The 19,518-nt window shown below is 43.5% G+C and carries 17 protein-coding genes; 1 reads left to right on the plus strand and 16 read right to left on the minus strand.

The window, feature by feature from the left end:
- Window positions 1–291 precede the first annotated feature (291 nt).
- The 5 genes from ciss_RS07720 to ciss_RS07740 all read right to left on the minus strand — a co-directional run bounded on the left by ciss_RS07720 (window position 292) and on the right by ciss_RS07740 (window position 6,712).
- Window positions 292–1,299 (minus strand): 6-bladed beta-propeller, encoded by a 1,008-nt coding sequence (locus tag ciss_RS07720; protein ID WP_077177508.1) that lies wholly within the window; start codon window positions 1,297–1,299, stop codon window positions 292–294.
- A complete protein-coding gene (locus ciss_RS07725) occupies window positions 1,299–1,967 on the minus strand; it encodes a tetratricopeptide repeat protein (protein ID WP_075865700.1) in 669 nt (222 codons plus the stop codon). The genes ciss_RS07720 and ciss_RS07725 overlap by 1 nt, the downstream gene beginning before the upstream one ends.
- Before the next feature lie 17 nt (window positions 1,968–1,984).
- Window positions 1,985–3,337: a cytochrome c3 family protein gene (locus tag ciss_RS07730; RefSeq protein ID WP_075865701.1), complete on the minus strand. Its 1,353-nt coding sequence runs from the start codon at window positions 3,335–3,337 to the stop codon at window positions 1,985–1,987.
- A gap of 68 nt (window positions 3,338–3,405) precedes the next feature.
- Window positions 3,406–4,368 carry a NapC/NirT family cytochrome c gene (locus ciss_RS07735; RefSeq protein ID WP_075865702.1) on the minus strand — a complete coding sequence of 321 codons (963 nt, stop codon included), beginning with the start codon at window positions 4,366–4,368 and terminating at the stop codon, window positions 3,406–3,408.
- Between the two features lie 10 nt (window positions 4,369–4,378).
- Window positions 4,379–6,712, minus strand: a complete 2,334-nt coding sequence (locus ciss_RS07740) for an O-antigen ligase family protein (RefSeq protein WP_075865703.1) — start codon at window positions 6,710–6,712, stop codon at window positions 4,379–4,381.
- 273 nt (window positions 6,713–6,985) lie between these two features.
- Here ciss_RS07740 and ciss_RS07745 point away from each other — a divergent pair, with 273 nt between their 5' ends.
- Window positions 6,986–9,427 (plus strand): cytochrome c3 family protein, encoded by a 2,442-nt coding sequence (locus ciss_RS07745; protein ID WP_166504004.1) that lies wholly within the window; start codon window positions 6,986–6,988, stop codon window positions 9,425–9,427.
- A 30-nt stretch (window positions 9,428–9,457) separates the two neighbouring features.
- Here the strand turns inward: ciss_RS07745 and ciss_RS07750 are convergent, their stop codons facing one another.
- From ciss_RS07750 to ciss_RS13565, 11 genes are all read right to left on the minus strand, one after another.
- The gene (locus tag ciss_RS07750; protein WP_075865705.1) at window positions 9,458–10,564 is read right to left on the minus strand and encodes a methyl-accepting chemotaxis protein; all 1,107 of its coding nucleotides are present in this window, start codon (window positions 10,562–10,564) and stop codon (window positions 9,458–9,460) included.
- A gap of 148 nt (window positions 10,565–10,712) precedes the next feature.
- Window positions 10,713–11,162 carry a nucleoside-diphosphate kinase gene (gene ndk / locus ciss_RS07755; protein WP_075865706.1) on the minus strand — a complete coding sequence of 150 codons (450 nt, stop codon included), beginning with the start codon at window positions 11,160–11,162 and terminating at the stop codon, window positions 10,713–10,715.
- A gap of 62 nt (window positions 11,163–11,224) precedes the next feature.
- Window positions 11,225–13,084: an ATP-dependent zinc metalloprotease FtsH gene (gene ftsH / locus ciss_RS07760; protein WP_075865707.1), complete on the minus strand. Its 1,860-nt coding sequence runs from the start codon at window positions 13,082–13,084 to the stop codon at window positions 11,225–11,227.
- Window positions 13,085–13,141: 57 nt separating this feature from the next.
- The gene (gene tilS / locus ciss_RS07765; protein WP_075865708.1) at window positions 13,142–14,482 is read right to left on the minus strand and encodes a tRNA lysidine(34) synthetase TilS; all 1,341 of its coding nucleotides are present in this window, start codon (window positions 14,480–14,482) and stop codon (window positions 13,142–13,144) included.
- A complete protein-coding gene (gene spoIIE, locus ciss_RS07770) occupies window positions 14,472–16,871 on the minus strand; it encodes a stage II sporulation protein E (protein ID WP_075865709.1) in 2,400 nt (799 codons plus the stop codon). The genes tilS and spoIIE overlap by 11 nt, the downstream gene beginning before the upstream one ends.
- 68 nt (window positions 16,872–16,939) lie before the next feature.
- Window positions 16,940–17,827 (minus strand): Ppx/GppA phosphatase family protein, encoded by an 888-nt coding sequence (locus tag ciss_RS07775; protein WP_075865710.1) that lies wholly within the window; start codon window positions 17,825–17,827, stop codon window positions 16,940–16,942.
- The gene (locus tag ciss_RS07780; protein WP_075865711.1) at window positions 17,811–18,137 is read right to left on the minus strand and encodes an FtsB family cell division protein; all 327 of its coding nucleotides are present in this window, start codon (window positions 18,135–18,137) and stop codon (window positions 17,811–17,813) included. The genes ciss_RS07775 and ciss_RS07780 overlap by 17 nt, the downstream gene beginning before the upstream one ends.
- Entirely contained in the window at window positions 18,137–18,370 is a 234-nt protein-coding gene (locus ciss_RS07785; protein ID WP_075865712.1) for an RNA polymerase sigma factor, read from the minus strand. The genes ciss_RS07780 and ciss_RS07785 overlap by 1 nt, the downstream gene beginning before the upstream one ends.
- A 113-nt stretch (window positions 18,371–18,483) precedes the next feature.
- Entirely contained in the window at window positions 18,484–18,807 is a 324-nt protein-coding gene (gene yabQ / locus ciss_RS07790; RefSeq protein ID WP_075865713.1) for a spore cortex biosynthesis protein YabQ, read from the minus strand.
- On the minus strand, window positions 18,786–19,064 hold the full coding sequence (yabP, locus tag ciss_RS07795) for a sporulation protein YabP (protein ID WP_075865714.1): 279 nt from the start codon (window positions 19,062–19,064) through the stop codon (window positions 18,786–18,788). The genes yabQ and yabP overlap by 22 nt, the downstream gene beginning before the upstream one ends.
- A gap of 68 nt (window positions 19,065–19,132) precedes the next feature.
- On the minus strand, window positions 19,133–19,518 hold a 386-nt coding region (locus ciss_RS13565; RefSeq protein ID WP_501161887.1), incomplete at its 5' end, for a DUF8618 domain-containing protein.

Consider the following 19,518-nt stretch of genomic DNA (forward strand, 5'->3'; position numbering starts at 1 on the left):
TTGCCTTTCCTCCCTCCTTTCCGGGGATTAATTGCCGCCGGATGGCAGCATGTGATAAGCAATATTTTCACAAAAACATTTTAAATTTTACTACATTAAATCATAATTTATATGACTATTTATTATATTTATACACAATTTGCAAAATTCCTTCTTCATTTTTTATATTTTGCAAAAAAATTTTTAAAATAATACCTTTTTCACCAATTTCACCAAATAATATCTTTTTCACCAATTTCACCAAACAAAAAAGCTATCCCGGTTCGGGATAGCTTTTAAAGCTAAACTACCTTAACTTTGATACACCACCACCCGCTGGTTAACGGTATCGGTAATGTATACCCTCCCCTGGTCATCGACGTAAAGCCCGTTGGGCAGAATAAACTGATTTAACTCAGCGCCTTTGCTGCCAAAGGTAAAGAGAAAATTACCGTTCTGGTCAAAGGCACAAATCCGGCTATTAAGGTTATCCACCACGTACAGTACTCCCCGGCCATCTACTCCCACTCCCCGGGGGTTAACAAAGGAAAAGGTTTCACCGTTGTTATTGCCGCCGGTTAAGGTGTAGGCATAGCCACCGAGGAGGTTAAAGACCTGGACCCGGTCGTTGCCGGAGTCGGCCACATAAATCTTACCGTTGGCAACCCAGACGCAGTTTGGAGCCCTGAATTCACCGTTGGCAGTACCCATCTTACCAAACTCTAATACCTTCTTACCATCTAAGGTAAACGCCATTACTTTATTTTTCCCGACATCCGCCACATAAAGGCGGTTACCGGAAATGAACAGGCCAGCAGGACGGCTGATATCTGACGGACTACCAAAATAGTACTGGAAAATTCCTTCACTGTTAAAGACGGAAATCTTACCGTTATACATATCGGCCACATAAACCTTGCCGTCTCCGTCCACCGCAATACCGTAGGGAAATTTAAACTGCCCCTTATCGGTACCGGGTTTCCCAAAGGTAAATAAGGGGTTGCCGTCATAGTCAAAGACCTGAACCCGCTGATTGCCGGTATCGGTTACATAAATCCGGTTGCCGGATACCGCCACCGCCATAGGCTTTTTAAAGGGATTCTGGTCGGTACCGTAAATCGCATAAAGGAAAGCCGGCGGTCCAGGAGGCCCGATTTGCGGTACGATCTTTGGTACCGGGTTACGGTTTAAGAAATAAAAGATTAGAAAGAATATTAATTCTATTATAAAAATCCATTTCAGGGTTCTTTTAAGCTTTTCCTGGTCCCAGCGCCAGAAGATATCTTTTAATCTGACTGCTAAAGTATTCTGGCTACTCATTATTTCCCTCCTTTACTTTTATTGAGCCGTTCTAAGGCTTTTTTCGCATCTTCAAATTTCGGGTCAAACTCTAATGCTGATTGGTATTGATACTTTGCCTCTTCTATTTTCCCCATTTTCTCATAGGCAACACCAATTTCATATATTATCTGGGTCGAACCCGGAGCCAGGTCATAAGCTTGCTTTAATTCCTTTAAAGCCTCATTATATTTGCCCAGCTTATTATAAGCAATTCCCAGATTTAAATGGGCATTGGAGCTTTTGGGCTGCAGGGCTACCGCCTGCTTTAAGGTGTTAACCGCTAAATCGTACTTACCGGTTTCAATATAAAGAATCCCCAGGTTTAAATATGCAGGGTAGTATTTTTTATCAAGATCAATTGCTTTTTTGTACTGAGCCAAAGCATTGTTATAATCTTTTTTCTTGAAATACCCCCACCCCAAATCCACATAATTTTTCGGGTTTTTGGGATCCTGAGCCACCTTCTGCTTGGCCACTTCTATAATCCGGTCCGCTATCGGAGTGGTGTCGTAATTTTCCCAGAAAAAGGCTTTACCTATAATTACCCCGATGACAAACATCGTTGCCGTAAAAGCAATTATTATTAAATACGCTACTACCGGATGCACCGGTTTGGATGGTTTGCTCGGTTTAACTTCCGTACTCAAGGTTTATCCCCCTTTTCTTAATTTTTATGACAACCAGTACAATACTTTTGGTTATGACAGCGATAGCAACTGCTGTCCCGTTTGGTCCCGGCACTTAAGGGAACCGGGTGATTTTGCGCACCATTTTTAAAATATTTCTGGTGCGGATTTAAAAGCTTTTCAGAAGCACCAGCCTTATTTCTCCCTTCCTGGAATTCTTTAAACAGGGCTTCCGCATTCTTATGACACTGCTGACACTGGCGAACATTATGACAGCCAAAACAAAATCCCTGAAGCTTGGTTCCCGGAGGTAGATATACCGGGTGATTTTGTACCTGGTATGCAAAGAAATTATTATGCTGGCCCCGGTGGCACTGGAGACAGTAGGTTTTCTTTTCTCCTAAAACCTGCCCGCCGGGTACCTGAAGCGTTTGCCTCTCTCCGGCAACAATGCTCTGTCCGGCGGTTTGAATCGGTGAACGCTGACCCCAGTCGTGACAGGTAAGACAGCTTGGAATATCAGCTTTGGTGCGAGTCAGTCCATGAGATGAGATCCAGTCTATCGGGTGAGTTACCGGTCGCTTGGAGTGGCAGTCGCTACAGAAACAATTACCTTTTATATATGCCCGCACCGGATCTTTTTCGTTGTATTCCAAACCGGTATTGGAATAAGAGTGGCACATATCGCAATATTTTAAATCCTTGCGGGCAAGTTTACCGTGAGTGGAAAGCCAGTCCGGCGCCTGATGGTCTTTAGGAGGCCGAATTTGCCGGTGGCACGCCTCACACTTTCGGGTTACGTTTCGTTGTTCATGACAGCTCATGCACAAAGTCATTTTGGTTTTGACGTTTTCGGGAATCATCTGGGACCGGGCGTAAGTTAAATTCCAGCGGCTAAAATCGCCATCAATCGTTTCCTGCCGGTCCAGGATGTTTCCGTGGGCAATTCCTTTATGGCATTCCAGACACTGCACTCCGGCAGATTTATGCTTATCATGGGGAACAATGATATCCCCGGATGGTGTTATCGCTCGTTTTAAGCCGTGGCACCGGGTACAGTTACGCTGGGGAATGCTTTCTTTAAGGGATATAGGTAATAAATATTTTTTGGTAAAGTGAAGATAGGCAAAGTTCAGCATTTCTCCCTTAAATCTAAATAAATTCCCGATTCCCGGCTCCACGTGGCATTTTAAACAGTTAACCTGGCTATGGGTGGAAGCTTTCCAGGTGTAATATTCGGGGCGCATTTCATGGCAGCTTTTACAGGTTATGGGCAAAGAAGTTATCTCAATTAAGCTAAGAAAAATTATCAAAAGTAGTAATAATACCCCGCCGATAATTAGCAGTATTTTCGTACGCTTTTCCGCCGGTGTTGGTGCCCGAACAGTCATTACTTATTGCCCCCTATTAAAGGCTATTCGACAGGGGATAAAAAATTCCTGCTGTAACAAATTCATTATTAGCTAAGCTTATCCGGAAAATCATGGCACTTATTGCAGTAAATTGGATTTTTATTTATTCCTTCACCTTTGTCAACATCATGACAGGCATAGCAGGTAATTTCCCCTTTTAAGGCAACAGCATCATCATGGTTTGGTATCCAGTTATCTAAATGAAATTCCGGTTTTCTTAAGTGGCAATCCCGGCAAAAGGAGTTCTGGCGAGTATACCAGTAAAGTTTTTTCTGACCCTGTAACCCTTCCAAAAATTCTTTTCCAGTATGGCAGGAAGCGCAATAACCCACATTATTTAGAGCAGTAGAACCATGGTTATTTCCCCAGGAGGGTTTTTGGTGGTCGGGAGGAGCCGCAATTTTTAAATGACAGGTTTTACATTCGGTCGAAACTTCCCTTTCATTGTGACAGGTAATGCATCCGTTCATTAAAAGCTTCTGGTTAACGCTTTGCCGTTCTGCCAGAGCCTTGTTTACACTCCAGCTCTCATAATTTCCCCGGGTTTCGCCTCTTTCGGCAATTTGATAATGCACCACCCCAAAGTGACAGGTCACACAGGCCACGCCCCGGGCAAGATGTTTATCATGCGGAATAATTATATCTCCCCCGGGAGTTACCGACTCCAAAATATGGCAGGAAAGACACCGCTTATTGTCTATGGAGTAGGTAATTCTTATAGGTTTTTCATAAAAGCCGGTCAGGTGCTTCACAAGATTGGCCCCGCCATTTAAGCTAACCCAGAAGGGGAACCAGGGACCGGTATTAATATGGCAGCGCCAGCACTCGATTTTGTTGTGACTTGAGGTTTCCCAGGTATAGTATTCGGGACGCATTTCATGGCAGGAAAAACAAAAGCGGCTATTAAGCGCCGCTTTTGTTCCCGAAATAAAGACCAAAAACAATATTACCTGAAAGATAACGGTAAACAGCAACCAAACGAAAATGCCGATTGTTTTTTGTTTTTCCATTACCCCCACCCTATAAAAGCGGCAATTTTAAAAATTCATCAATTTTATTAAGAAGTTCGCTTCCCCCTACTGTTTTTTCTAATTCTTCTTTGTATTTCTCGGCAAGCTCTAAATTTCCTGCTCTGGTTTCCAAAACCGTAAGCCACAGAAGACTTTCCGCCGCTAAATCGGTTTTCTCTTTGGCAACCAAAAGATTTTCCCGGGCCTTAGTAAAATCTTTTAAGAAATAATAAGCAATCCCCACATTTAATTTTACCTCCGGTGATACCTCAAGTACCGGGGCGACCACCTGAAGTTTTCGGGTTTCGGGAGTGTACCTGGTAATTTGTTTTTCCTCTCTTTCCAAAACTTTAATTACCTTATTAAAGTACTCCCGCGCCTTTGGTAGATCCCCACTTCTTACCGCTGCCAAACCGCACATCATATTCATCCGCGCTGCGGCATCATAAACCACTGCCATGAATGGCGCATCGCTAATAAATTTATCGGTTAAGTCCGCCGCTTTCTCTATCTGCCCGGTCTGGTAATAGAGGTAAGAAAGTTCAATTTTTTTGTAGGGATCATATTTGCTTTTAGCTACCGCCTTTTCGCCCTGGTCAATGGCGTTATTGATATCCCCAAAGGATTTATAGATTTCCCTGAGCTTCTCGTTGTAAGAGGCATTAAAAGGATTATAACGGGCAGCATTTTCCATGACATTTTTTAACCCCTGCATATCCTGGGCCTGATAATAAGCATAAGCGGAATATTCATAGTGGCTGCCGGTAGCAAGCATTCCTACAAAAATAAGAAGGCCAAGGGCAACCACCGACATAAGGGTAAAGTAAGGAACGCTGTTAAATTGAACTTTTTTCCTGTTTTTCTCGGGTACAGGTTTAACTGCAGCGGTAAAATAAATTGACCGGATAAAGCCAAGGGTTAAAAATAAGACCAAGGTAAGGGCTGCTAAAGATAAATCAAAATCGATAGCCGCATGTCCGCCAATATTTAATACTACCGCTCCCAGAGTGACTATTTCAAAGGAAAGCCAGTAATCTTTAATGTTACGCATAAGATAGACAAGATATTTAAAAAACAACCAGATAACCGCAGAAATGGTCAATACTCCCAGGATTCCCGTTTCCACAAAGAGCTGGAGATAGTAACTGTGGACCTGGGTAGAGATGTAAAAGTAACTTTGAAACGCCCGGTAGGCTTCCCCCCAGCCCCCGCCGCCCCAGCCAATGAGCGGACTTTGGGCAAACATTTTTAGAGAATCAAGATAAAAATATCCCCGTTCGCTGGCATTTCGGATTCTAAGCAAACTATAAAGCTTTTCCCTCGTCGCTTCATTGGTAAAAACAAGAACTATACCGCCAATTATAGCTAACCCTATTAAAGCAAAACCAAGGTACATTAAAATTTTCTTATATTTTTTTAAAGTTGCAATCACCGTTTCATCCAGGACCACGTATTGAATGAAAACCTCAATAAATCCTGCTAAAATTACTCCTATAAAAAACCAAAGCCAGGAGTTGCCGGTCTGCCCGGTTACATCCACATGGTAAATAAAGCGCTTCATAACCACAAAAGCCAGTGCCAGGTTTAAAAACAGGTGAAAGAAAATAGCAAACCTTCTCCCCGGTGGCTGAAAGATAAAATATAAAACCATCACCACCAAAAACACCATTAAGCCACCGTTGGATTTTGTCCCTAAAAGCACCGTGAGGATAGCAAAGTTCCCGATATTGTAAAGGTAGCGTAAATTTTTATTAGAACTTACCCAGAGATAAATTCCGATCAACGTTGCTGCCGCCAAATAACTTGCTAAAGCATTGGGGTACTGGAAAGAAGAGTAAATTCGCCCTCCTAAATAACCATCCCGGATATTAATCACACCGGTAGCGGTCATTAACCCCGCCAGGGAAACTCCCACAGCCGCAAGATAAACGGCATGGAGCAACACCCGCCGGGCATTTTGATCTGTTCCAAAACGGGTTGCCAGCCAGTAAACAAAAAAATATAAAATATTTTGCACCAATTCATCCACCGCAAAGCCGATATTCGCCGCATTAAGAAGGGAAACAAGGTAAATTACCGGAAAAGCAAGCACCGCATAATCGAGAGCAAGCTGTAAAAACTTCGTTTTTCTTTCGCCAAGTTCCAGGGTATAAACAAACCAGGCTAAAATTACCGCCCACAGGGTAGCGATTTCCTGTTCGTATTCAAAAAATAACCCCCGGTAAAAGGGCGGCAGTAAAAATAACAGGGAAAATCCAAAAAGTAAGATTAACCAAAAAGTTTGGTAAGGCTTGTCCCCGCTCAAGTAAGGAATATTAAATTTAAAGGCTTTTTCCCTTTCCACAGTTAATACCTCCCTTAAATTTCTTATTCGTTTAACAAAAGAAAATTCCTGCCTGATAATAGCTCTCGCTGAAAAATATTCTCTATTGCTATAACCTTATACTTAGAAGGATTTTAATTTTTTTTAACGAAGATATTAAAAAAGCAAGAAGATATTAAAAAAGCAAAAAGTTTTTTATAACAGGTGACAATTATGAAAAAGTTATATTTATACATTTTCATATTTACATTTATATCATTAATTTTTATACCGGTAAGCGCCAGGGCTAACTTATTGCCAGTTCCTGGCAATAACGGACAAAAAGGAAGTTATCTTCCGGTTCAAACAAAAGTTTATGACAACGTCTACGGTATGGTCTCAACCTTTAATCCCGATAATGTTTCGAATTTTCCTTACGAAGTTTATCTGCCAAACGAAGGTAGCCCTGCTTCTTACCGGATTCACAGTAACTTTACCAAAAATACCGACAGTTGCGCTTCCTGCCATTCTATCCATACATCCGTAGGTCCCGGACTCCTGCAATGGTATACCGATTACGCTACCTGTATGGCCTGTCACGATGGTACCGTTACCACTACCTACAACGTCTTAGACGGCAAAATCCAGAACAGTAGTCTTTTAACCAATAGCGGGGTTTTCGGCCGGGGCAATGAAGAGTTTTTATCGGCTCATAATGCTTCGGGCATTATCGAAGTTTCTTCGGTGCCCGGAGAAGTTTATATTGATACTTCCCAAACCGATTTAAACGGCGATGGCATAAACGACCGCTGGAAAATTCCTTTTACCTGTACCAGCTGCCATGACCCCCACGGAGCCGGGGGCAATGCCCGGCTTTTATCGCCAAACCCCAACGGACAGGCTTACTTAAACAAAAAAGAAGGGCTTTTAATGGCCGCCCTCTCCAGTACCGAATTTACTGTCTATGGTAATGCTACTCCTGAATCGGTAGGAGATGACACCTACACTCCCTACCGCTGGCTTACAGGCTATGAATATGAGCCTTTTACCAGAATTGTTTCCGGTCAAGGTGTTATTGACCCTACTTACTATACTTTTGATAATTCCCGGGGTTATACCATAGTTAAATTTATCTATGAGCCATCGGTACCTCTATATGCATATTTTGTCCCGGCAATCCGGGTAGTTATGGATATAGAAAATTATCTTTCCACCGACCCGGCTAAACCGGAAAAAGTAACGTATATTAGCGGTATTTCGGTATTTTGCGCCTCCTGTCACCCTTCGTATTATACTACTACAGTGGAAGCACAAACATATTATTATGAAAATTACCGCCACCCGGTAGACTTAACGGTCTATCCGGAACTGGCCTCAACTTTAAGTGCCACCTATAATATTAAGTTTGAGTACGACCCTGTTACCGGTACTTTTTCCAAAATAAACTGCCTGACCTGCCACACTGCTCACGGAGTTGATCAGGATTACTGGCTGAAAACCGGCACCGTACCGGATGAAGCCTACGAAAACACTGGCTCCTCGGCTTTAAAACGGCTTCCCAATATGAAAAGTTGCGTCCTGTGCCATCGGGATAAAACCGGCTACTTTATGGAATCCCCTACTCCCACCAACTATTATCAGGGCAGCAGCCAGTATGTGGGAAGCCTTGCCTGCAAAAGCTGTCACCAAAATTTCTTTGACGGCTGGCAAAAGACAGCCCACGCCAAAACTATTGGCTTTGGTTTTAACAGTATAGTAAAAGATGCGGTTTATCCTTTAGACCAGTCGGTAAACGGCTTTACCTACCGCTTTACCTACAGCGGACTAAATGATTTTATCGCCAGCCCCGGCAACCTTCTGTACCGGCTGATTGATTCGGCCCGGACGGATGTTTACCCCGAGCAGGTCACCTTAACCGTTGGTTTCAAGTGGCTCCAAAGTTATGCCGTTTATGATTCAACCTATAATCTCTTATCCGGAAGCTTCAATATTCCGGAGAAAAAGTTTACTGTGTTTTCCGGGGTTTATGATTTAAATTCCTGCCTTGGCTGCCACGGTACCGGTTTTAAAGTTACTTCCGTAAATAGCGAAACCTATGAAGTTACAGGTTATGAGCTGGTCGAAATGGGGGTTGGCTGTGAAGCCTGTCATGGACCTGGTAAAAATCATACGGAAAATCCCAACCACTATAATATCTACAACCCCAAGTACCAGACGCCAGAGCTTAGGTCCAGTTTATGCGGCCAGTGCCATAGTAAAGGTGTAAGCCTTTTATACCGGCAGCAGACGGTAGTGGGACTAACTTACCGGGAAGATTTCTTACCACCGGTGGGGCAAAGGGTTTATCCCTGGAGTGTGAAGTGGTATACCTACGGAATTATCCCCGGAGTATATGATCCGGTTTACGGGGCCAATTACTACGAACCGTATCTAATCGGAAGTCAAAATCCAACTCCTATTCTGTCGCTCCAGAACCTGTTCTATCCGGAAGTAAACGGTATTTACCGGGATGCTCGCGCTCAAAACGAGTATCCGGCTTTTCGGCAAAGCCTCCATTATAAAACCGGAGTCCTGGCCTGCAACGACTGCCACAACAGTCACGGACTAAATACTCTGGGACAGCCTTTAAAAACCACCGAAGGGCAGCTCTGTTCATCCTGTCACAAGGAAACAAGGTTACCTGCAGTCGACATGCCAAAAACAGTTTCCCTGCTCGACAGTATTTATCTGAGTTCCCACACCTTCGGCGGATATTAAAAAAGCCATGGTTTTGCACCATGGCTTTTTTTATAAAATATGACTTGCCACATGTTGTTTTAATGCTTCATTGATTTCCGTTAATTTCTTTGAGGTAGCAGCAATTTCCTGGGTACTGGCGGATATCTCCTCGATAACAGCAGCAATGGTCTGGGCTGCCCCCGATACTTCCTCGCTGGCAGCAACCTGGATTTCGGTTTTTTCGGAAACTTGAGCCATATATCCGGTCATTTCCTGGACTTGAGCATTTATTTCATTAAACGCCTGGTTTAAATTAGCAATTGCTGCAACACCGTTTTTGGTATTGTTTACTGCCACTTTAGTCTTGGCCTGCACATCTTTAATGATTTCCTCAATCTTCTTAACCGATTCCCGGGATTTATCGGCAAGTTTTCTTACTTCGTCCGCCACCACCGCAAAACCCCGTCCCGCCTCTCCCGCGCGGGCCGCTTCAATTGCGGCGTTTAAAGCCAGGAGGGAAGTTTGGTCGGCAATTTCGTTGATTACTTCTAAAATAGCAGCAATGTTGGCAGAGTTTTCTTCTAACTCGTTAATACTCTGACTTATACTTTCCATCTCCTGTCCGGCAACTTCACTTTGTCTTACCCCGCTCTGAGTAAACTCCCTTGCTTTCCGGGCCAGTTGCTCGGTGCTGGCCGCTAACTTAGCCACTTCATTAATCTCCTGGGCTAGTTTTTCTAAAGATAGAGTTAAGTTTTGAATTTGCCCTACCTGGTGCTGGGTACCGGTAGCCACCTGATCTAAAGCCGTGGTCAGGCTTTCAATAATTTCCGACTGGGTCTCGGCATCCTCTCCGGCATATTTCACTGCATTGTAGATTTGTTCCCCTAAAAACCGGATCGTTTCCCCTATATCTTTTAAAATTCCCTTTTCGGGGGGACGATAATTAATGAGTTCTCGTAAGTTTTTACTTATTACCGCATCTTTTAGTTTAAAGATTTTTAACAGCTCTTTTTTCTCTTTAACGTAAATAAAATAATAACCCCACAGGTTAACCAGAACTAAAACAACACCAATTACAAGTGCTGGTAAATTCCTGTATCCAATACCGTAGATTATGCCAGCAAAACCACCCAAAACGATGTTAAACCAGTAAAACCAGCCGGTATGGTTCATTTTTTCACCCCAATGATAAAAATAGTATAGTACTTTTCTGCTTAACTTTTATTTTATTATTTTCGAAAATTACTGTAAATTAGAAAAAGCTTTTTACAAGGTTTTGAGCATGAAAAAACCCCGCCGAATTTTGGCGGGGTTTTTGGTATTATTCGTAAATCCAGGTATCGAGAGTTTTGTCGTAACTAAGAAGTTCTTCTTCCTTAAAGAACAGGGCTATTTCCCTTTGGGCCGATTCCGGTGAATCGGAGCCGTGAATTACATTTCTGCCCACGTCGATTCCGTAGGTTCCCCGGATTGTTCCCGGCTGGGCTTTAAGAGGATTGGTAGCCCCCATCATTTCCCGGGCAGTAGCTATTACTTCTTTTCCTTCCCAAACCATGGCCACCACCGGGCCCGAGGTAATAAAGTTCACCAGTCCCTCAAAAAACGGCTTACCCTTATGTTCACCGTAGTGGGTTTCCGCCAGCTCCCGGCTGATTTGCATAAGTTTTAAACCCACTAATTTAAACCCCCGCTTTTCAAAACGGCTGATGATTTCCCCGACCAATCCTCTTTGCACTCCATCGGGTTTTACCATGATAAAGGTTCGTTCCATTGAAATTTTCTCCCCCTTTTTCTGTATTTGGAAAAGCCTCCCGGAAACGGGAGGCTTTTTAACTACTGGAGAGGATTTGCAGGTGAATCGTTATTTCCATTTATCCTGGGTTTGGTTAACCCATTTTCATTCATTAACCTTTCAAACTCTTCCCCTTCCATCGTTTCCACTTCCATAAGTTTTGTCGCTACAAGGTGGAGCACATTAATATTTTTCTTTAAAATTTCCTCCGCCCGACTATAGCAGTTATCAATAATTTTTCTTACTTCTTTATCAATGGCATAAGCTATTTCTTCGGAATAATTTCTATCCCGGGCTAAATCCCGGCCCAAAAATACCGCTTCGGTACCTTTACCAAAGGTTAGAGGGCCTAATTCTTCGCTCATTCCGTATTCCATTACCATGCGCCGGGCCGTTTCGGTAGCCCGCTCTAAGTCGTTTCTGGCACCGGTACTGATATCTTCCAAAACCAGCGCCTCCGCTACCCTTCCTCCCAAAAGCATGGTGATTTCATCGAGAAGCTGGGATTTAGTCATGTACGAACGGTCTTCTTCGGGTAACAGTAAAGTATAGCCCCCTGCCCGCCCCCGGGGTATAATGGAAATCTTGTGTACCGGGTCGGTATTGGGTAGGAGATAACCGACCATGGCATGGCCCGCCTCATGATAAGCAACAAGCCGCTTTTCCCGTTCGGAAATGACCTTGCTTTTCTTTTCCGGACCGGCAATGACCCTTTCAATTGCTTCTTCCATCTCTTCCATGTTAATAACTTTCTTATTGCGGCGAGCCGCAAGAAGCGCTGCTTCATTAACCATATTTGCTAAATCAGCACCGGTAAAACCGGGAGTACGCCGTGCTAAAACATCCAGATCCACATCATCCCCCAGCGGTTTCCCTTTAACGTGAACTTTTAAGATTTCCTTGCGACCGTTAATATCCGGTGCATCCACCACTATATGCCGGTCGAAACGTCCCGGCCGCAAAAGGGCTGGATCTAAAATATCCGGTCGGTTGGTAGCGGCAATAATGATAATTCCTTCGTTGGAATTAAAACCGTCCATCTCCACTAACAGCTGGTTTAAAGTTTGCTCCCGTTCGTCGTGACCGCCACCTAACCCTGCTCCCCGCTGCCGGCCAACAGCATCAATCTCATCAATAAAGACAATACAGGGAGCATTTTTCTTGGCTTGCTCAAAAAGATCCCTTACCCGGGAAGCACCAACCCCTACAAACATCTCCACAAAATCGGAGCCGCTAATGCTAAAAAACGGCACTCCCGCCTCCCCGGCTATTGCCCGGGCTAATAAAGTTTTCCCGGTTCCCGGTTGGCCAAAAAGGAGAACGCCCTTGGGAATTCGGGCTCCTAATTCGTTATACTTCCGGGGGTTCTTCAAAAACTCGACAATTTCCGCCAATTCTTCCTTTACTTCATCAATCCCCGCCACATCGGCAAAGGTAACCCGCTTTTTCTCATCGGTATGAAGCTTGGCCCGGCTTTTGCCGAAGGACATCACCCGGTTACCCCCGCCCTGGGCCTGTTGCATAAAGAAAAAGAATAACCCCACCATTAAAAGGACCGGTAACAGGGAACTTAAAAGGTTGGCCCAGAAAGCCGGTTCTTTCGGCGGCATAATTTCTACCGTAACATTCATCGCCTTCAGGTCTTTATAAAGTTCAGCATCTTCCAGTGGCCCCCGGGTTTTAAACCTGGTTCCATCCCTTAAAACCCCTGAAATTTCATTGATCGTCCGGTCCGCCTGAATCGCTACCGACGCTATCTGCCCTTTTTCCAAAAGGCTATAAAACTCATCGTACTTTAAATCTCGAATGGAAGTTGCCGACGGCCGGGAATAGTTGATAAGCATTACTGCAACCAGAACAATCAGCAAATAAATTGCTAAATTTTTTAATACTTTATTCAAAGTTGAGCACTCCTCTCACAGCTTTCCATCATTATGCTACAAAATTTTATCATAATTTCAACAACTTTTCAATAATTCAAGGTCTACCGCAAAGGGAATGAGGTCTGAATCCTTACCGCTTTTAAATAAATCCCCGGCCCCCAATCCTTCCACCCAGGCAATTTGACCGTTTACTTCAACAATCAGTAACCGCTCCCTTATATCCCTGGGTATTTTTTGATCTATCAACCATTCTTTTAATTTTTTCGTGTGCCCCCTGAAGGTAAATCGATCTCCAGGACGGCGATTTCTGACGATTACACTGCTGTCTCTGGCAAGAAATAAATCACCTTTTCCTGCAAAAACCGGAATTAAGGTGATCCTTTTACCCACCTCGGAAATTTCCACACTGCCGGGAGGATTCATTTCATAAGCAAAACTAATCTTCGTCGGAGAAATATTTTTTTCAAGATATAGTTTTCCATAAGAAAGCCTGGCCCGCATCCCCCGGGGCAGGAGAAAGTAGCGGGTCCCTTTTATATTGTTACAAAAGGCAAGTAAATTTTCAATGTGCTCCTGGTATAAATCCCTTTTACTGCCTGTTGCCTGCTCCCAAAATCTCCTGAGCAAAAGTTTAGCTTCCTCCCGGGAAAGGTTTTGCAGCACCGATACCTTTAAGTACTGACCTTCTTTAACAAAAACTTCCTGCCACAGTTTATTTAAATAATTATCAAGCACCTGGTTTTCTTCCTGTTTAATCAGGGCAAGATTAAAAAGCCGCTCTTCGATATCGGTGGCAAACTCTTCCTTAATGAACGGAAAAAGCTTTAAACGTACTTTATTACGCAAATACCTGGGCACGAGGTTGGAAGAATCAACCCGGTAGGGTATATTTTCCCGTTCAACAAAACTCATCACTTCCCGGCGAAAAATCGTATATAACGGTCTAATAATTCTATCCCGCACCGGCCAAATTCCACAGAGCCCCTCCGTTCCCGCTCCCCGCAAAATATTCATCATCACCGTCTCCGCTACATCCGAAGCGGTATGAGCTAACGCTATTTTTTCTGCCCCCGTTTTTTCCAATACTTCATAAAAAAATTCATACCTTTTTTCCCGGGCTATCGCTTGTAAATTTTCCCCCAAATCTTTTAAACCATCAAGCCTTTTGACATGAAAATTTATACCGTATTTTCGGCTAAAATCCCGCACCAACTCCTCGTCTAAATCGCTTTCCCTTCCCCTTAAGCCGTGATTAACATGAGCTACCTCAAGGAAAAAATCCATTTCTTCCCGGTATTTGAGCAAACAAAAAAGGAGAGCCATGGAGTCGGGGCCTCCCGAAACCCCTACCACCACTTTCTCTCCGGGATTAATCATCTTATATTTCCTTACGGTTTCAACAAACTCAGCGTACAATCTGTTCACTCCTTGTCTTTTCAAAGAAACGAACCACAATTACTGTCTGGTCATCGGTAATTACATTCTGGTGGCGTAATTTGGCATGGGCCAGAAAATATTCGGCTAAAATTTCAGGCGATAAATCGTTGTCTTCCAGAAGAACTTTCACCACCCGTTCTTCTCCCCCTAAAGCATCTAAAAGCCCATCGCTCATCAGCACTAAAACATCTCCGGGAAATAATATTTGCCGTTTTTCCCTGGGCTTAAGCTCAATCCCACTCCCCAGGGGTAAATTTCCCCCGGTAATTTTTTCAACCGCCGCACCTCTTTTTAAAAAGGAGGTAACCGCTCCCCGTTTATAAAAAGTTACCTGACGGCTTATTAAATCAATCAAAGCAAGATCTAATGTTAAATACCGTTCCTGGCGGTTTTTTAAACGGATCAGGGCATCTACCGCTTCTAAAGCTTTCTGCGGACTTAAACCAAAGGATAAAAGTCTTTCGACCATTAACAGGCAGGCATTGCTCTCTCTGCGAGCAAGCTCCCCGCTACCCATACCATCGGACAGCATTACCGCTAATTTCCCCGGAGAGTAACGCACCACCCGGTAACTGTCGCCCGACACCTTTTCCCCGGTTTTCCCCGCCATTCCTATACCAATTCTACCCTCTAAATCTTCCATTGGCAAGTAATTTAAATGACATTCTCCTCCATCGGCCTGGCCACACCGTTTTTGTTGCAGAACAAACTCTCCTCCGGTTTCTTCCGCTATGATTACCGGAATTTTGTTCAGACAGGGCCTGGTTCCTGAACACCTGGCAGATTTAACTTCTACGACCATCCCCCTTCCCCCGGCGGGTTTGGCAAGAACCGTTTCCACCGGTAGATTTTCTTCCCAAAGTCGTTTAAAAATTTTTACCGTATTTTTTTGGTCATAAACAAAATCTAAATCCAAAGCCTTATTTAATTCCAGAAAGATTTCTCCCACGCCCTTGAGCTGACTTTTGGTCAACTGCTCTTCTTCATAAAGTTTTTTCTGCCAGCGACTTTTTTCTTTTTCCATAAGAAAGGTAAAAAGAAGCTCGTTTAAAAATTCCTTGATTCTAAGACAGCGCTTGTAAAAAAAGCCCGGAACATCCGATTTAAATAATTGCCCCTTATTTTCCAGGATCGTTAACATTTCCAATAGCGCATGGTAAGTTCCGAAAAACTCTCTCTCCCAGCAAAGCCGGATAAAAGTGCAATTCTGGCAGGTCTCTTTGGGAAAACGCTCCACAACCTCTTCTATCCTGAACTCCGGAATTACTTCCGGCCCTAACGTTGCCGAAAGTTCCAAAAAAGAATTTCCGAGGTCCAAAAACAGTTCCCGGCATTCATTCATTCTTTCCCGGGCAATTTCCCGGGGCTGGTCCATAAACAACTGAAATTTCCTGGTCACACTGTCTAACATTTCTTTTAATCCGTCAAGGTTCCGGTTGGGTATCAGTAAAAATATTCCGGAAGCAACCAGCATCTGGTAGGCAAGCCCTTTGGCCGCTGAAAGGCTTTGCAGGTAAAAAGCCAGCACCACATCGGCTAACAAAAAACCTATTAAAGCCCCAATTTTACCAAACTGGCGAAAGATTCCGGAAAGTAAACCGGCAAAGGTGTAAATCCCTATATTTTCTAAAGGCAGGCCGTTGCCAAAACATAATATTACCCCTAAAACCGCCCCGCCGGCCGCTCCAAGGCCCGGACCACCGGAAAAGGCGGTAAGAAGTACTGTAAGATGAATAATGGTTTGCTTAACTTCCAATGGTCCAAGGAAAAACCCGGGAAAGCCTATCAAAGCCGAACCAATTACAAACATTAAAGGTAACAGTTCTTCCCCGGTTACGATTCTTCCCGGTCCGCCCTTTAAAGCCGGAAAAGCGAGGAAAAATACCACACTTAAAATTGCAGAAAAAGACGCCTCAAGGCCAATTTTGATAAAATCCAGAGGGGTTCCGGAAAAGGTTTTATCAAAATATACACCAAAAAAAGCAACAACGCCAAAAACCACCAGCGGTAGAACAACGGTCTTTTTCTTAAAATTTAAGTTTTTAAGAAGGATTCCCGCTAAAATAAACAGTACTAAAAGCTGCGAAAACTTATAAATTAAATAACGCTCGGGTAAAACAAAGATATGCCCTAATAAAAGAAAGACAAAGAGGAAAAAAGCTTCCCCCGGTCCCAGATAAGCGACCGCCGCTCCTAAAAACGCCGGCCCAAAGGGATAAAGGTCTCCCGCCAGCGATGCCCTTCCCAAAGAAAAGGCTAAAACCGGAAAAATTATGTCACCAGGCTTTAATTTTTTAAGCGGCCTTTTAACCTCCCGGGCTTTTACATTACTCTTTCTACGGGCAAAGGGATAGATTTTGGTTTCCAAAAAAAATCCTCCTTTTTCAAGGCTCCTAATGGTTATTATAGCCCTGTAAGGAGGAAATTTTTGTCAATTTAAAGTTTTGCTCCGTTATTTTCTTTCGACACCGTCATTTCTTTAAGTCTTCCTAAAAGCAGGTCCCCTTCGCCCACAATTAGCCTGGAAAGCCGGGCAGTGGTGAGAACTTCAATTAATATTTTACAACCATAAACGATAATATCCGCTCGTTCGGGTAAAAGTCCCGGTACCTTTTGACGTTCAGGTAAAGGTAACTTTTCCAAATAATCGTGGATCTCTCTAAGCCGCAGTAAATCTAAAGTATGTCCCTCCACTTTACGGGGGTCGTATTTTTCCAACTGCAGGTCAATTGCCGCTAAAGTTGTAGCGGTACCACCAACAGCTACCACCGGTTCATGAAAATAGGGGGTTATTTTCCCGACAAATTCCCGTAAAAGTTTTAGCAAACCCTCCTTGTCCGTGGCCTCCATTAATCTTACGGCTCCTACGGGAATGCTCTGAAATAAGGTTTTCCCCCGTTCCTGCCAGATAAATTCAATACTCCCGCCGCCCAGGTCGATAACCGCAGGTTCGTTTAAATAAGGTAGTGATAGCTTTACCCCCAGATAAGAATAATAGGCTTCCTCCTCGCCCGTTAAAACCTCGATGTTTACACCGGTTGCGCTTTTTATTTTGTCCACAAACTCCTTTTGATTTTTGGCCTCGCGCACCGCACTGGTGGCAAAAATCACTATCTCATCGGTAAATTCCCGGGCTTTTCCCATAAATTCTACAACCACCCGCAAGGTTCTCTCCATCGCTTCTTCTTTTAAATATCCCGCGTTTATCCCTTCACCAATTCGGGTGGTCTTCAGGTCCCGGTACTGTTCGTAAAATTTACCATTTTTAAAATAACCAGCTAAAACCCGTACCGAATTTGTTCCGATATCAATCACCGCTGGCATCGGCTTCCTGTCCTTTCTTTTCAATTACAATTACTTTTTCTCCCGGTTTTACAAACCCCATCTCCCGGGCGCGAGCTTCAAAGTACGAGTTATTTCTTAGCCTCTTAATATCTTCTAACAGCTTCTCGTTATCCGCTTTTAGCTTATACACCTCTGCCGATAGAGCTTTAACTTCCCGGTGCATAATGTAAAGCTTGTAAACCTCAAAACCAAAGCTCACCATTATGTATAAAAGAAACGCTAAAAATACCGTCGACCAAAAGTTTTTTTTCTTTTTTCTTTTATTGTAACCGGCATAATACCGCGGCATTATTCTTCCTCCCCATCATCTCCGGGACCAAAAAGTCCCAGATGGTCACCAGGAATTACTATCACCACCTGGTAACCCTTGCTTTTAGCACGATTATAAAGGGTAGCAACGGAGCTTACATTAATTTTTAATTTTTTGGCAACCTGTTCGTTGGTGTAACCCATTTCTTTTAGCACTACCACCTGTCGTTCGCGAAAGCTTAATTTTTCTGCTCCCCGAATTTCAATCTGCATTTATCTTCACCTTATTTACAACTTATCCACAGTTTATAAACAATTGTGGACAAATTTTGGACAAGTTATGGACAAAATGTGGACAAAATCTTACTAAATTTATTCGTGCTAATTTACGTTTTTCCTTTCGAACTGGTGTTTTTGTTTAAAATAAAATAATATAAAACTATTCCGGTAATTATTCCCAGAAAGCCGTAACCCCTCACCTCTCCCTGGTTAAAAAAGAGAAAATACCCCAAAATTAAGCCTCCTATTACGGTAAAATAGAGGATATCCGCAACAAAGTAGGGAAAAAGTTTTTTTTTGCGCCCGTATTTCCGCCTTAAAATAAAGTTTTCCAAAAAATAAAGGCCGCAAAGGAAAAAGCCCAGGACCACGGCCAACAAAAACAAAATAACTTCTCTAATTTGTCCTGTTAACGAAATAGGCGCTCCCACGCCTTCTTACCCCTTTCTTTAGACTTTACACCCTCTTCCTGATAGCTAAATTCTCTTAAATAACCTTCGACTACCAGAGTTCCTGCCTCCAGGTTAAGTCCGGTAATAAAAAGGCCTTCTCCTTTAAGAACCACAAATCCCTGAATACTTTCTACCAGGATCTCCTGGTCATTAAAACTCAAAACCTGCTTTATCCCTGAAAGCTTAACGGTCTTGCGGTCATAAATTTCTACTTTATGCAGAGTAGCCTCGTCCATACTTTCCCTCCTTTCGACCTTACAAAATAATTATGCGGGCCTAAAAGGAATTATGCCCGCATAACTTCCTACCGCCAGAGTTTTTTAATTTCAATATCCTTAAAATAAAACCTGATGATTTCTTCCGGTGACTTACCTTCCCGGGCCATTTTATTGGCCCCCCACTGGCAAAGGCCCACCCCGTGGCCAAAGCCTTTTCCCTCCATGATTAGCTTACCGTTTTCCACAAAAATTTTTGTTAACAATGTAGAGCGCATTTTTTCAGGCCCAAGGGCCAATCTCAAAGCCGGCGCTCCAATGGTAGCCGCTCCAACCCGCAGGGTTAACACTCGCCCGCTTTTACCCCGGGCTAATACCTTTACCGCAGGGTTAGGTCCCGGATCGGTTTTGTAATTTGTTTTTAACGCCGCTCGCATCTCCTCCCAGGGTATCTCTACCCGCCAGTGGCGGTTTT

Origin of the sequence: Carboxydothermus islandicus, from assembly GCF_001950325.1 — a bacterium.
GTDB lineage: Bacteria > Bacillota > Z-2901 > Carboxydothermales > Carboxydothermaceae > Carboxydothermus > Carboxydothermus islandicus.